The 14421-nt window shown below is 68.3% G+C and carries 12 protein-coding genes; 8 read left to right on the plus strand and 4 right to left on the minus strand.

Annotated features, from left to right (window positions below):
- Positions 1–140 precede the first annotated feature (140 nt).
- A complete protein-coding gene (locus tag ACYVO6_RS25355) occupies positions 141–1619 on the plus strand; it encodes a glycoside hydrolase family 3 N-terminal domain-containing protein (protein WP_461064834.1) in 1479 nt (492 codons plus the stop codon).
- A gap of 6 nt (positions 1620–1625) precedes the next feature.
- Here the strand turns inward: ACYVO6_RS25355 and ACYVO6_RS25360 are convergent, their stop codons facing one another.
- The 3 genes from ACYVO6_RS25360 to ACYVO6_RS25370 all read right to left on the minus strand — a co-directional run bounded on the left by ACYVO6_RS25360 (position 1626) and on the right by ACYVO6_RS25370 (position 4301).
- Positions 1626–2771, minus strand: coding sequence for an RNA polymerase sigma factor (locus tag ACYVO6_RS25360; protein ID WP_461064894.1), 1146 nt, complete (start codon positions 2769–2771; stop codon positions 1626–1628).
- 17 nt (positions 2772–2788) lie between these two features.
- On the minus strand, positions 2789–3196 hold the full coding sequence (locus tag ACYVO6_RS25365; RefSeq protein WP_461064836.1) for a YciI family protein: 408 nt from the start codon (positions 3194–3196) through the stop codon (positions 2789–2791).
- A gap of 193 nt (positions 3197–3389) precedes the next feature.
- Positions 3390–4301: a hypothetical protein gene (locus ACYVO6_RS25370; protein WP_461064838.1), complete on the minus strand. Its 912-nt coding sequence runs from the start codon at positions 4299–4301 to the stop codon at positions 3390–3392.
- Between the two features lie 1248 nt (positions 4302–5549).
- Here ACYVO6_RS25370 and ACYVO6_RS25375 point away from each other — a divergent pair.
- Together ACYVO6_RS25375 and ACYVO6_RS25380 are read left to right on the plus strand one after the other, a co-directional pair.
- Positions 5550–7457 (plus strand): GDSL-type esterase/lipase family protein, encoded by a 1908-nt coding sequence (locus ACYVO6_RS25375; protein ID WP_461064840.1) that lies wholly within the window; start codon positions 5550–5552, stop codon positions 7455–7457.
- Positions 7458–7788: 331 nt separating this feature from the next.
- Positions 7789–9345, plus strand: coding sequence for an RICIN domain-containing protein (locus tag ACYVO6_RS25380; RefSeq protein ID WP_461064842.1), 1557 nt, complete (start codon positions 7789–7791; stop codon positions 9343–9345).
- A gap of 625 nt (positions 9346–9970) precedes the next feature.
- On the opposite strand, the gene ACYVO6_RS25385 is transcribed toward ACYVO6_RS25380, so the two are convergent.
- On the minus strand, positions 9971–10696 hold the full coding sequence (locus ACYVO6_RS25385; protein WP_461064844.1) for an ATP-binding protein: 726 nt from the start codon (positions 10694–10696) through the stop codon (positions 9971–9973).
- Between the two features lie 187 nt (positions 10697–10883).
- On the opposite strand from ACYVO6_RS25385, the gene ACYVO6_RS25390 reads away from it, so the two are divergent.
- From ACYVO6_RS25390 to ACYVO6_RS25410, 5 genes are all read left to right on the plus strand, one after another.
- Entirely contained in the window at positions 10884–11756 is an 873-nt protein-coding gene (locus tag ACYVO6_RS25390) for a helix-turn-helix domain-containing protein (protein WP_461064896.1), read from the plus strand.
- Positions 11753–12037, plus strand: a complete 285-nt coding sequence (locus ACYVO6_RS25395; RefSeq protein ID WP_461064846.1) for a DUF397 domain-containing protein — start codon at positions 11753–11755, stop codon at positions 12035–12037. The genes ACYVO6_RS25390 and ACYVO6_RS25395 overlap by 4 nt, the downstream gene beginning before the upstream one ends.
- A 153-nt stretch (positions 12038–12190) precedes the next feature.
- The gene (locus ACYVO6_RS25400; protein WP_461064847.1) at positions 12191–12847 is read left to right on the plus strand and encodes a DUF433 domain-containing protein; all 657 of its coding nucleotides are present in this window, start codon (positions 12191–12193) and stop codon (positions 12845–12847) included.
- Complete coding sequence (locus ACYVO6_RS25405) at positions 12837–13223, plus strand: PIN-like domain-containing protein (RefSeq protein WP_461064849.1); 387 nt, start codon at positions 12837–12839, stop codon at positions 13221–13223. Before ACYVO6_RS25400 ends, ACYVO6_RS25405 begins: the two co-directional genes overlap by 11 nt.
- Positions 13183–13590, plus strand: coding sequence for an SGNH/GDSL hydrolase family protein (locus tag ACYVO6_RS25410; RefSeq protein ID WP_461064851.1), 408 nt, complete (start codon positions 13183–13185; stop codon positions 13588–13590). The genes ACYVO6_RS25405 and ACYVO6_RS25410 overlap by 41 nt, the downstream gene beginning before the upstream one ends.
- Positions 13591–14421: the final 831 nt, after the last annotated feature.

Here is a 14421-nt window from a genome sequence, read left to right on the forward strand (position 1 = left end):
TCTGTGTGTCGAGTGTTCCGTATGTGGGGCGGGACGGAGCGTGACGGGGCCGGGGCGGGTTGGCGTGGTGCGGTCATGGTTGAATCGACCATCCATCCACATCATTGACTTTCGGCTGAGTCAACCACAGGATTCCCGGCGTGACCCCCACCGAGCACACGTATGCCGGTCCGGCCCTCCCTCCCGACCTGGACGAGGCCGTCCACCGCTGTCTCGTCGCCGGATTCGACGGCACCACGACCGTCCCCGACGCCCTGAAGCGGCTCATCGACCGCGGCCTCGGCGGCGTCATCCTGTTCACCCGCAATGTGCGCGACGCGCAGCAGGTCCGTGAACTGACGGACGAGTTGCGGGACTTCCGCCCCGATCTGCTGGTGGCCATCGACAACGAGGGCGGCGGCATCGGGCACCTGGTGAGCGCGGGCGCCCCCGAAGTCCCCGGCTCCTTCGCCCTGGGCGTCGTGGACGACACCCGGCTCACCGCCCTGTGCGCCGACGCACTGGCCGGCCACCTGGCCTCGCTCGGCATCACGGCCTCGTACGCCCCGGTCGCCGACCTTCAGCACCATCCGCTGAACCCGATCGTGCGCACCCGCTCCTTCGGCGCCGATCCCCAGCTGGTCTCCCGTCACTTGCGCGCCTGGATCACCGCGACGGAGGCGCGCGGCGTCGCCTCCTGCGCCAAGCACTTCCCGGGGCACGGGGGCACCGTCACCGACAGCCACCACGATGTGGCCGTCGACCCACGGGCGTACGACGAACTCGACCTCGACCCCTTCCGGGCCGCGATCGCCGTGGGCGTGCCGATGCTGATGAGTGCCCATGTCGTGTTCCCGGCGCTGGATCCCGACCGTCCGGCCACGCTGAGCCCCCGCATCCTGAGCGGTCTGCTCCGTGATGAGCTGGGCTTCGACGGTGTTCTGGTCAGCGACGCGCTGGAGATGAAGGCGATCGCGGACCGGTACGGGGAGGCGGCGGGGGCGCGGCTCGCCCTTGCGGCCGGGGCCGATCAAGTCATCGTCGCCGTACCGGACTTGGGGGTCACGATCGGCTGTCGGGACGCGGTGCTGGACGCGGTGGGCAGCGGCGCGCTGCCGGCGGAGCGGGTGCGGGAGGCCGCGGGGCGGATCCGGCGGCTGGCCGAGCGGTATGCGGAGCCGGTGGATTCGGGTGCGGTCGCCAGGTGGGACTCCGGGGCCGGATTGGAGGCGGCGCGGCGGGCGGTACGGGCGCCTGCGCCGCAGGTACGGGGCGCCCATGTCGTCGACCTCTTTCCACCACCGCATCCCGCGCTCAACTGGGGCGGCGAGGACCTGCTGACGGAGGTACGCGCCCTCGACCCCACGGCCACGGGGACGGCGGTCACCCAGGCTCCGGCGGACGTGGCGGGCCTCGCTGCCGAGATCCTGCAACGGGCTGAGGACGCGCCGCTGGTGGTCGCCACGTACGACGCCGAGCTGCATCCCTGGCAGGCCGCACTCCGGGATGCGCTGCTGGCCGGGCGTACGGATGTGGTCCGCGTTTCGACGGGTTTGCCGGACGGCGGTGCCGTGTGCTCGTACGGGCGGGGGCGGGTGAATCTGCGGGCGGTGGCGGAGGTGCTGGTGCGTGTTGCTTGAGGCGCGTCAGCGGCGTCGGCGGGCGTTGAGCCGGGCGGCCTGGCGCGTCAGGTGATCGTGTTCGGCGAGGTTGGGGGCCTTGTGGGCTGCCTCGGAGTACAGCCGTGCCGCCGTGGTCAGGTCGCCGTCGCGTTCGTGGAGGTAGGCCGCCACCGCGGTGTGGCGGGGCAGTGAGTCGTCCAGCGCCGCGAGGGCCACCAGGCCGGCGCGGGGTCCGTCGGCCTCGCCGACGGCGACCGCGCGGTTGAGCCGGACGACCGGGTTGTCGGTCAGGCGGGCGAGCTCGTCGTACCACTCGACGATCTGCACCCAGTCGGTCTCCTCGGCGGTGGGCGCGTCGGCGTGGAGTGCCGCGATGGCGGCCTGGGCCTGGAACTCGCCCAGCCGGTCGCGGGCGAGGGCCGCCTGCAGGATCTCGACGCCCTCGGCGATCGACTTCGTGTCCCACCGGCCGCGGTCCTGCTCGGCGAGCGGCACCAGGCTGCCGTCGGGCGCGGCCCGGGCGGCGCGCCGGGCGTGGTGGAGCAGCATGAGGGCGAGCAGTCCCGCCACCTCGGGGTGGTCGATCGCGGTCGCGAGCTGCCGGGTGAGCCGGATGGCCTCGGCGGCGAGGTCGACGTCGCCGGAGTAGCCCTCGTTGAAGACCAGGTAGAGGACGCGCAGCACGGTGGCGACGTCGCCGGGCTGGTCGAAGCGCACGCCGGACACGGTTCGCTTGGCCCGGCTGATGCGCTGCGCCATGGTCGCCTCGGGCACCAGATAGGCCTGGGCGATCTGGCGGGTGGTCAGCCCGCCGACGGCGCGCAGCGTGAGCGCGACCGCGGACGACGGCGTCAGCGACGGGTGGGCGCACAGGAAGTAGAGCTGGAGTGTGTCGTCCACCGCGGGCGCGGGCCCGGGCGCCGGCTCCTCGTCGACGAGGTCCTCACGCCGGCGGCGGGCGGCGTCCGCGCGGGTCGCGTCGAGGAACTTGCGCCAGGCCACGGTGACCAGCCAGCCCTTCGCATCGCGCGGCGGGTCGGCGGGCCAGACGCGGACCGCCTCGATGAGCGCGTCCTGCACGGCGTCCTCGGCCGCCGCGAAGTCGGCTCCGCGGCGGACGAGGATGGCGAGCACGCTTGGCGTGAGGCTCCTGAGCAGGACCTCGTTCACCTTGTTCACTTTGTAGGTCACTCCGTGATGGTGGGCGACACGCCGTAGAACGGGCGCAGTTCGAGCCACTCGTGGATCGGCTTCCCGCCCGCTCCGGGGGCGGCCGACAGTTCCCCGGCCAGCTCGACGGCGCGCTCGTAGCTGTCGACGTCGATCACCATCCAGCCGGCGATGAGGTCCTTGGTCTCGGCGAACGGTCCGTCGGTGACCGGCGGGCGCCCCTCACCGTCGTACCGGACGAACGTCCCCTCGGGGGCGAGCGCCTGACCGTCGACGAACTCGCCGGTCTTCTCGAGCCGGGCCGCGAAGTCGCTCATGTACTGCATGTGGGCCGAGATCTCCTCCGGCGTCCACTGGTCCATGGGCACGTCGTTGACCGCAGCCGGGGCACCTCGGTAGTGCTTCAGCAGCAGGTACTTGGCCATGATGGTTCTCCTCGGTGCTGGTGCGACCCATTGTGGTCGCGTTCACCTCGGGGACGGAGCCGGTCACGGGTTCTCGACATCGCCGGCCAAGTTTTTTTGGCTCTCGCGGAGGAGCAAGGAATCAGGGCCCCTGGTGCTCGTGGACTTCGACATCCGCGAGCTGCCAAAAGGCCCTGATTCCGCAGGTCAGCGATCAAAGGTCGGTCTTGGGGCTGCTGTTACTGGGGTCCGAGAACAGGCTCCAGAGGAGGGCGATGAGGATTGCCCACTCCGACGCCTGGTTGTCGCCCTTCAGCTGTGCTATCCCCAGGAGATCACTGTGCGTTGCTTCGAACTCTGGGTTGTTGACGGGGGCCTCGTTGCTGTTGGCGCCAGGGGTCTCCGGCCCTTCGGCGGGCTGGTCGGCCAGCTCCTCGGAGGTGGGCGTCTCCTTCGTGACCTGCAGAGCAGGGGCACCCGCTGTGGGGTTGGGGCAGGTGATGGACCCTCCGCTCTCCTGGCACACGGGGGCCGGCACGGGCATGGTCACGTCCGATGCGTTGGGGCCCTCCAGGTACTGGTAGAGGTGGAAGTCCGTGTAGTGGTTGGGGGTGTAGAAGATAAAGCCGTTGACGTTGTCCCGGACGATCCGCTCGTCACCACGATTCGTGCCCCGGGTCGGCCGGATGTCGATGTCGTACTCGAGGAGCTGCGGCTCCTGCGTACCGGGGATGCTCCGGATGAACTCGGTGAGGTCCCCGGAGGCGGCGTCGAGGAAGAAGCCGCCGCGCATGATGAAGCCGACCCGGTTTGTCGCTGCGTTCGTGGGGTCGTTGGGGTCGCTCATGTCGATCCGGTCGGTCCGCCTGCCGAAGGGGAAGCCCCGACTCATCCAGTAGGCGATCGCGGTATCCAGCTTCTCCTCCGGGAACTGGAAGTTCTTGCCGTCACTGACGGCGGCGCTCGCCTGCTGCTTCTGGGACGAGACAAACCACGTTCCGCCGCCCAGCAGCGTCGCCACGGCGAGGAAGAGCACCAGGAACTTCCCGCTGAGCCATCGGGAACGGCGTCTGTGCGCGCGGGCGCCGGGCGCCCGCCCGGCGTCGGAGGCTGGGGTCATCTCCATGGTTGCTCCTTGAATCGTGGAATCGTGGTGTTGTTGATCGAGGGCTGATGGCCGCTTCGGCCCCCAACGGGCAGACGGTGCTTCAGTGATCTGTGCGAGGCATCGCATCGGGGGCGGAGTGCGCCCGCCTCCCTTCCGATGTCTCCGTCGTCCGCCAGGGGGAGCGGACGAGGCCGTGCGCATCCAGGAGTTGCTTCCGGCTGGACACCGGCGAGGTCGGTGGGATGTACGCGGGCCGTGTCACACCAGCCCCGGTAAGTCACAGCAACCTCACAGGCCGCATGGTCGGCGGAGGCGCACTTCCGGCACCAGGGTCATTTGTCCCAACCGACGGGTATTGTTGAGCCTTCAAGATCTAGGCCGAGGGCTCCCGTCGGGCCGCGCGTCGGGTAACGCGACCGTGGCCAACGGCTGTTGAGCGCGTTCGCGGAGGCGTCGCGTCGCGCTGCGGGCGGGTGTGTCCTGTGCCACAGGAGTGGCGGGGCGTGCCGTGCGCCGACCGGGCCGCGCGCCGTGGCTTCGACTCCCTGGAGTCCGCCAACCGCGGATGTGGGACCGGCACTTCACGTACATACGTGTCCTCGTTCCCGTTCGGCAGGGGTGGGTCGCCCAACCTCGGAGAACACGCCTGACCCGAAGCGTCGGCGGACCCGCATCAGGCGCGCGGCGTCTTCGTGGAAATTTGTGAACGCAACGCGCGTAACTGTGAAGGTGTGGTGTGCCAAAACCGGCCGGAGTTGGGTGTGCGGATGAACGTTGCGTAGGTGGGTGAGGGTGGGCGGGGCCTGCTGGTCCGTGCTCAGGTGTCGCATCGGGTGTCGAGGTGACGGCGGTGTTTCCGTAGGTGGGCTGCGAGGAGGAGGGCAGAGTTGGACGCGTCCAGCCTGGAGGGGGAGGTGGGCGCGCGAAGCTTCTGGTGGTCACGGGTTCTTCTTGGTCGAAAACCCGTCTACCAGGGGCTTTTCCTGTCTGCCAGTACAACTGTCCAGCTTTCTGGGGAGGTTGAAAAGAGCTCAATCATTACCCGAGGACAGGGGTATGTGACATCAGTGGCAGCTGATAACCTGCGCGCACTCTGAGGCCGTCTGAGGCCCCAGGGTCCCCCGTAATGGACGCGACGAGATGTCGCCTCATCGGCCTCGGATCGCCCCGAGGCGGCCGGTATCGGCCTCCGGGCCGAAGCCCGGCGGGCCTTGCGAAGACCGGCTCTTCCGGGGGCAGCTTCGAAGGCGCAAAGGAAGTGGACGAATGGAAAAGACCCCGATAACGGGCGCCGGGCCGACGCCCGGCGCCGACGCGCACAGACGCCGTTCCCGATGGCTCAGCGGGAAGTTCCTGGCGATCTTCCTCGCCGGGGCCATGCTGCTGGGCGGCGGCGCCCTGGTGCTCCCGCAGTTGCAGGACAAGGCCAGCGCCGCCACGAGAGAGGAGCTCCCGGTCGTCTGGGAGCTCGGCGACGGCGACGCCGGGAAGGAGTCGGAGCTCAGGAGGTACCCGGCCTTCATCAAAGCCCTGCGGGAGAACGCGCTCCTCAAGGCCGGCGGCAAGCGCGAGGCCGCCGGCAAGCTATACGTCGACACCACCGACACCTCCCAGACGAACAAGTTCGCCAACATCACCATCAAAACCTGGGGTGGCGTCGACCTGCACGTGCTGGTCAACCTCAGCAACCTGTACGTCGCGCGGTTCTACTGCAAGACCACCGACAGCGGCGGCCAAGAGATGACGTTGAACTACAACCTCGCAGATGAGTTCAAGAAGGAGAGTGCGGATAACCCGGATAACAAGAAGACGCCTTTCCGCGACTTCCCCGAGGGATACGACGCCCTGTCCAGGCCCGGGTATGCCAACAGGGCACTCGACGGCGTCCAGCTCAGCATCTTGACCTTCCAGGACGCAGTAGAGACCCTGTGCGACCCCCGCAACGTAGACAAGGCAACTCCCGCCACGGAACCGGCGCGGGCGATCCAGACCCTGATCGTCGGCATCTCGGAAGCGACCCGCTTCCGCCAGCTCCCCGTCAAGGTCTACAACGCCTGGAGGGCGTACCAGCAGTACCAACTCACCCCCGCGGACGTGGACGCCATGCGCAGCTGGGGCAAGCTGAGCGACATCTACCGCGGCACCGCAACCGGCCCCATCACCGTCCCCGGCGCCAAGGGCGAATCAATCACGGTCAACAACAAACAGACCGCGGCGGAGGCCCTGATGGTGGCCCTCGGAGGCGAGACCTCGTCGGCCCAGCCCTCCGCCGTAGCCGCCCCTCCCATCGACGACGGAGCCGCCCCCGCCCCCGCTCCCTCCGCCACCGTCGTAGAGGAAGCACGCAGGGATTACGTCGCCCTCGGTGACTCCTACTCGGCGGGCACCGGCGCCGGGCCGTATCTGCCCAACGACGGCACGATCGCGGCGCCCGGCCCCGACCTGAAGGTGATCAGCCCGCCCGCCTCGGTGAACCACAACGGCAACTGTCAGCGCAGTGAGCAGGCCTACGGTCCTCGGGTCGCCAAGGAGTACGGCGGGCCGCAGGGCTTCATCGGCAGCTTCACCTTCGCCGCGTGTGCCGGGGCGGTCTCGCAGGACGTCGTGGACAAGCAGCTGGCGGCGCTGAGTGCGGACACGGACCTGGTGACGCTGACCATCGGCGGCAACGACGTCAAGTTCGCCACCGCGATGGCCACCTGTGCCGCGCCCGAGCCGTGGGCGGAGGCCTGCGGGCTCGGGCTGACCCGGTCGGTGGAGGCCATGCGTGACCCGCAACTGGTGGGGCAGCTGGCGGCGACCTACGAAAAGATCCTGGCCGCGGCACCGAATGCCCGTCTCATCGTCCCGGGCTATCCCAAGCTGTTCGATGTGAACGCGAGTTGCACCTTCACCCAGAACCGCTTCAATCCCTACCCGGAGGTGCGCAAGCAGATGAACGCCGCCGCCGTGGAGCTCAACAAGGTGATCCAGGATGCGGTGAAGCAGGCCGGCAGCCGAGCCCAGTTCCTGGATGCCCAGCCGCTCTTCGACGGACACGGCATCTGTGACCCGGACCCGTTCCTGACCGAGCCGGCCAGCGTCGGCGTCTCCGCGCTCAACGACTCCTACCACCCCAACGCCAAGGGACATCAAGCGTACGCGTCCCTGGTCGCCCGGGCGCTCGGCGCCTGATCCCGGCCCCTGCCCCGCCTGCCCCGCCCCTCCGCGCCCAGCCCCGAGGGGTGGGGCAACAATCCTCGCCGACCCGATCCGCCCTGGGTGAGCTGCCCCCGGTTCCGCCGCCGATGTGCCCCGAGTTCGCTGGAGTCGGACGGATGAACGTCACAAAGGCCGCATACACCCCCTTGCTCACTCTTGTCGCATAGTGATATTTCGTAGGACACTCAATCAGCCGTCGATCGCCTGGCAGTCGTCACGTGGCGTTTCCCACCGGCGGTCCCTCGGCTGTCAGAGCTTCACCATTGCAACGCAGTCGATGTGCGTTTCCAGAATGGATACTTCCATGGCCAACCAGTCGTTGCCTCCGGCGCTGCCCCAGGTCTCAGTGCCGGAGGCGAAGCCCGGAGACGAGCTCCCGGAGGAGTACCGGGAAGCGGTCCTGTGCTACGCCAGCCTGTGCACGACAAGCCCCGCGGAGGCCGCGCAGCTGGCGTACGAGGCATTCACGCTGGGCATCGAGTGGCGGCGGCAGGTCATACAACTGCCGTGGCTGCCACTGCTACTGATGGCCGTGCTCGAGATGGCGGACAGGTGGCAGATGCAGGGGCGAGGTGAGCCTCTCAGCACGGAGCTGAGCATCTGGCTGTATGAGCGGGCGGCGCAGCAGCCCATCGCCCCGCAACAGCCGCCGCTCGCGCTGCGGGCACTGCAGCAGATGCCGACGGCGGACGCGGAGCTGCTCTGGGCGGTGGAGGTCGAGGGACTGCACACCAAGAGCGACGCCGGAGGCAGGCCGTGGGAGGAGACCAGGGAGTGGGAGGTCGCCCGGGTCAGAGAAGCATTCCGCGAGTGCTGTCAGGGGGTGTACGCGGCCGACGTGGCGGACTCGAATGAGGAGTGCCGTGGCTACCTGGGACTGCTGGAGACGGCGACGCGGTCGCCGGAGGCGTGGGCGCCGGAGGACCTGCAGCGGCATCTGGCGGCGTGCGCGCGGTGCAGCGAGACTGCGGCATGCCTGACGCTGTCCGACGAGCTGCCCGTCGTGCTGGCCACGGGAGTTTTGGGCTGGGGCGGGCGAGAGTACCTGGATCGGCGCAGGATCGCAGGCGAGCGGGGCCCGGGCGGGCCGACGCACCAGGAAGACCAGCGCAAGATCGCGGGGTGGCGAGCGTCCCTGCGGAGACGGCCGGCCTGGGCGGTGGGCGCTGTGATGCTGCTGGCCGTGACGGCGGTGGTCGGCGTCCTCAGCAGCACGCCGTCGGAGCCGACGTCCACGTCGGCCGCACGCGATATCTCCCCTTTCCCCTCTTCATCCCCCGATGCCGCCTGGCCCTTCGATTCCCTACCCCTTCAAGCGCCCATGCCCGTCCCCAGCGGCGTCTCGCCGTCGCCCTCGGTCGACTCCGGCGTCTCGCCGTCGCCCTCGGTCGACTCCGGCGTCTCGCCGTCGCCCTCGGCCACAGACTCCAAAGCGGGTACCGGCTCCAAAGCAGGTACCGACTCCAAAGCGGGTAGCGGCTCGAGCCTCATTGTCGGACGAGGCTCCGGCCGGTGCCTCGACAACACCGGAAACGGGCCTATCGGCACACAACAGCAGATTTACGATTGCGGTACCGGCGACCCCAGCCAGCAGTACACCTACACCGCGGCTCGTGAGCTGCGCATCGCGGGCAAGTGTCTGGGCGCGGACGGTAACGGCACCGCCGACGGCACGCGCGTCATCTTGTGGACGTGTAACGGGACGCCGAGCCAACGCTGGTCCTTCACGACGGACGGAACGATCACCAACGACCTGTCCGACAAGTGTCTCGACGTGAGCAACGTCGGTACGGCAAACGGCTCGAAGGTCCAGCTATGGGAGTGCTGGGGCGGCAGCAATCAGCTGTGGAGCCGTCGCTGACCGGACGAAAGGCACGAGCGCCATCCCGCTTCGCCCGTGCGCCCGCGACCTCGCAGGGCCTGTGTCCGCGGCGTGTTCCGTACTTCGTTCAGCTGTTGCTCGTGTCCACGGGAAGAGTTGCTTCGTCGAGTGCGGCACGGGCTGCCGCACCGAACACGCGGCCCGCCGCCAGACACGGTTGGTTCCGGCCCCGTAAACCCGTCCGCCGAGGTCTTGCCCCATGATGAATCTATCAACCACCATGCTCCCCGATGGATAAAACATTGAACCGGATACCGGCGCTCAAGCCGGTGATGGTCGGCCTCCTGGCTGCCCTGGCTCTCTGTGCGCCGGGCCTCGCCCCGGCCCCCGCCGCGGCAGCGGAACGCGCCGCCACGGCAACCGTCGTACCCAAGGTGTGGCCGACCCCGCAGCACGTGCGGCCGGGCCACGGTTCCCGACCCGTCCCCAGCGGGTCGTCGAAGTCGTCGGCCGCGGCACCGACCCACCCGCCCGCAGGCTCGTCCAGGCGCTCAGACGAGCGATGTGTGAACGCGGCGGGGAGAAGTGCTCACGCTGTGGGACTGGCACCCCTCTGGGCCCACCACCGCGCCAAGGTCCTGCTGATGCGCCGGGAGCCGGTGCCTCAGCGCATCCCGAAAACGCCGGCAAGGTCGTCGGGCGGTTCATCGAAGTCGTCGGGGGTGTGGATCTGCCCCCGCAGCGAGCCCCGGCCGGTCCGCTTCACGCCGTCCTCACTCCGTACGGCCAGCGGCTCGGCCGCGGGCACGCGCAGCGCCGGGCCCTCGTCCAGCCCCAGCACGACGGCGAGTCCACCAGTCGCGTACCGCTCACTTCGTACGGTACGGACCGTGCGCCACCCGCCCCGCACCCGCACGCGCTGTCCGGGCCGGACCATGACGGCGGCGACCTCTCTCTCAACGGGCTCAGCCACGATGTCCGGCGCTTTGAGCTCCACCCATACGGTTTTCCCGATCCCGCCCGCGCGCTCGTCAACTCCCCAGCGGTGAGCCAACGCCTCCACGAGCAGTAGCCCGCGCCCACCGGTCTCGTCGTCGCCGGGCTCCCGCACTTCGGGCCTGTCCGAGCCCGCGTCACTGACCTCCAGCCGCAGCAGGCCGTCCACCGGCGAGCGCGCGATCCGTACGCCCACCTGCCGATCACTCAGCACAGGTACGCGCAGTGCATTGGTCACCAGCTCCGAGAGCACCAACTCGGCGGTGTCCAGGACGTCTTGGGCCATGCCCCATTCGCCAAGTACGGCATGCAGCGCCGCTCGGGACCTCGGCACACTGCGGCGGCAACGGGACAGCCGGAAGGTGACCTCGTTCGAGCCGAGGCTCTCTGTCATGACGCCCCCTGAGGGTCGATAGATGGTGCTCAAGTCCCCGCGAACCTGCGGAAGTTCGGACTCCCGCCACGAAGAGGGTGCCGCGAAACGGCGAGACGGCGCAACGTTGAAGGGAGAGCCAGACCTCAATTCACCCTTTCGGGTAACCTGCGGGCAGTCCGGCAACAGCCCTGGTAGGGAGGTACGTATGCCAAACGTCAAACCATCCACCGTGCTCGGGCGCCAACTGGGCGACGAACTAAGGCGCTTGCGTGAAGCCATGAGTCTGACCACCACGCAAGCGGCCGACGCGCTCGACTGCACCAAGGGGAAGATCAGCCGCATCGAGAACGGGCATGTACCCGTGCGCACCCCAGACCTGATCGCCCTCATGCAGACGTACGGAGTGGAGGACTCAGAAACACGCGAACGCCTCGGCTCCCTCGCCCGCAGAGCCAACCGGCGTCGACGCGAAGGCTGGTGGCATCAGTACGGTGCCGTCCTCGCTGATACGTACCGGGACTACATCGAGATGGAGAACATCTGCGACGGCATCAAGACGTTCCAGGCTCAGCTGATCCCAGGACTCCTTCAAACACCCGCGTATGGACGAGCGATCACCGTGGCGTCTCGCGCATGGAAGACGGCGGAGGAGATCGACCAGTTCGTGCAAGTGCGGATCGCCCGGCAGGAACGGCTCGCCGGCGAGGCGCCGTTGGAGCTCTGGGCCGTACTCGCCGAAGGTGTTCTCCGCCAGCAGGTTGGGGGATCCGCCGTGATGCGCGACCAGCTTGAACACCTGGCAACCATGGCCGAAATGCCCAACATCACCGTCCAGGTACTGCCGTTCTCGCGCGGTGCGCACTCAGGTATGTTCGGCCCGTACCTACTGCTGAGCTTCCCGCGGGTGTCAGCGCTGGACCTCGTCCTGACAGAGACCCCGATCGGCAACATCTGGATGGAGCAGGAGTCCGAGGTGGCCCACTACCGCGAACTCTTCGACGACGCTCGCACGTCGGCGTTGCCGCCAACGGAATCGCTCACGCTGATCCGTCGCATCGCCAAGGAGTACACACAATGAGCCGGGACCACCTCCCCTCGCCCGTTCTCGCAGAAGCGATATGGCGCGTCAGCAGCTACAGCGGCGGGCAAGGCAACTGCGTCGAAGTCGCCGACAACACCTCCGCCCTCGCTGGAGCGGCATGGCGCATCAGTACCTACAGCGGCGGGCAAGGCGAATGCGTCGAAGTCGCCAGCAACATCCCCACCCTCATCCCCGTCCGCGACAGCAAGCGCCCCACCGGCCCAGTGATCACCTTCACCCCCCACGCCTGGCGCACCTTCATCGCCCACCTGGACTGAACACCCGCGCCCACGCCCGACCTCCGCACAGGCACACGAGCCACACGCCATCGAGTGAACGTCCGACCGACCTGGCCCGATGGCATCCTGAATGTGCAAACATGCGGCAGCGCACGACACAGTGACACGACGTAGTGAAGGGAGGCGAGGATCATGATCGACAGATTTGATGAGGGTCTGCTGACACCGACGGAGACCTCCCAGTACTTGCAGATTCCTCGCTCCACACTGGACACATGGCTGCGCGGGCAGGCCGCCGGCGCTCCTCTGGTCCATCACATCGTCTCTGTGCGGCGCGGCCAGCCGTCCGTTCCTTTCGTGGCGGTGGCCGAGGCCTACGTCCTGCGCTCCTTGCGCGATCTGGGCCTGAGGATGACGGAGATCCGGGAAGCCGCCGCGGCCGTGCGCAGGGCCTTCGACACGCCTTACGGCCTGGTGTCGAAGCGCATCGCAACTGACGGCGTCGACATCTTCATCGATCACGGTTTGGGTGATCTGCGCCGTGCCCGCGACGGCCAGGCCCCCATTCAGGAGGTCGTGGCGGACTATCTGCGCTATCTGTCGTGGGACGCCGGTGACGAGTTCCCCTCCAGCCTCAGGCTGCGCCAGTACCCGGATTCGGTGCCGGTGGTCATCGACCCGCGCTTCGGCCACGGGCTCCCGGTGGTTGAGGCCAACCGCGTACCGGTGAAAGCCGTGACAGACCTGTGGGACGCGGGCGAGTCGATCGACGACATCGCCTACGAATACGACATGACCGCCGAAGAGGTGGAAGAGCTCTGCCGAGCCGTGGTGCGTCTTGCCGCCTGAGTTCTTTCTCGACCGGAATCTCGGCCGGAGGGTAGCCGAGGAACTCAGGCAACTGGGGTGGATCGTGCACCGCATCGCCGAAGTCTTTCCGGCCGACGCTCAGGACGTGCCCGACGAGGACTGGATCCGGCACGGCCTGGGCTGTGGATGGGTTCCTCTCTCCAAGGACGGCCGGATCAAGACCCGAGATCGGGAGATCGAGCCGGTGCGGGAGAGTTCGGCCGTTCTGTTCTACCTCGACAACCAGCAACTACGGACCATGGAGATGGTCGAGCGTCTGCATGCCAGCCAGGACAGCATCCACAAGGCAGTGGCCCGGGGCGGTCCGGCCGCCTATGCCGTCCGAGCGGATCGAATCGAACGCACCTGGCCGTGACCCGCAACTGGCCGCCGCACCGAATGCCCGCCTCATCGTCCCCGGCTACCCCAAGCTGTTCGATGTGAACGCGAGCTGCACCTTCACCCAGAACCGTTTCAACCCCTACCCGGAGGTGCGCAAGCAGATGAACGCCGCCGCCGTGGAGCTCAACAAGGTGATCCAGGATGCGGTGCGGCAGGCCGGCGGACGAGCCCAGTTCCTGGATGCCCAGCCGCTCTTCGACGGACACGGCATCTGCGACCCGGACCCGTTCCTGACCGACCCGGCCAGCGTCGGCGTCTCCGCGCTCAACGACTCGTACCACCCCAACACCAAGGGGCATCAAGAGTACGCGTCCCTGATCGCCCGGGCGCTCGGCGCCTGATCCCGGCCCCCGCCTGCCCCGCCCCTCCGCGCCCAGCCCCGAGGGGTGGGGCACCGGCGCCCCCACCGACCGGGCCGCCGGCGCTCGCCCGCCGGGGAGGCGCCGGGCGCCGGCCTGCTCGTACGCCATGCCCGGCGGGGCGATAGTCGGGGACAGGCCCCCGTCACTTCACCCTGCACAACCGTCTGTTGCTGTCCATAGCTCAGCAAACCCGGCCTTTACTACGGCAGTTACGGCCGGGCGTCGCGATCGAGTATCCGCCCGAATGCGGTTCTGCTCTGCGGTTGCGGGGAGGGCGCCGTCAGCGCCCGCTGCGCTGCTCCGCGCACATGATTCGGCTGAGCTGAGAGGAGTATCCGGTGCTGGACGATCTGCTGGTGATCGGTGTTCGAAACCTGGAGCACAGACCGAGTCCAGACGTGGGCGTTGGGGTCGAGTCAGACTCCACGGGGACCTCGACGCAGACAGCTCGACCGCATTGGCAGCTCCATGACGGATACGGTGACGGATCCGCTTCCATCCCTTCATCCGTAACGTCGGGGATGTAGGCAATGACAGTGCCCGCCAGGGCGTGACGCTCTGTCGTCCATTAGCCTCCGTCGGACATGACGGTCCGTCGGATTTCTCCGGCGGGCCGTTTCGGCTCCTCCGGCTACTTGTGGGAAGGCCGAACCCACGAAAACGTCCCCCACACACCAAAGATGGAGATACGGCATGACCGCAGTGGCCGACGGGCTGGATTTCCCGACCAGCCTGGCCTTCGACGACGACCACGGAGTCTATGTGGCCGAGTCGGGCTTGCCGTTCGGCGGTGCCACACCGGGCGGCCGG

Source organism: Streptomyces pseudoechinosporeus (genome assembly GCF_054783935.1).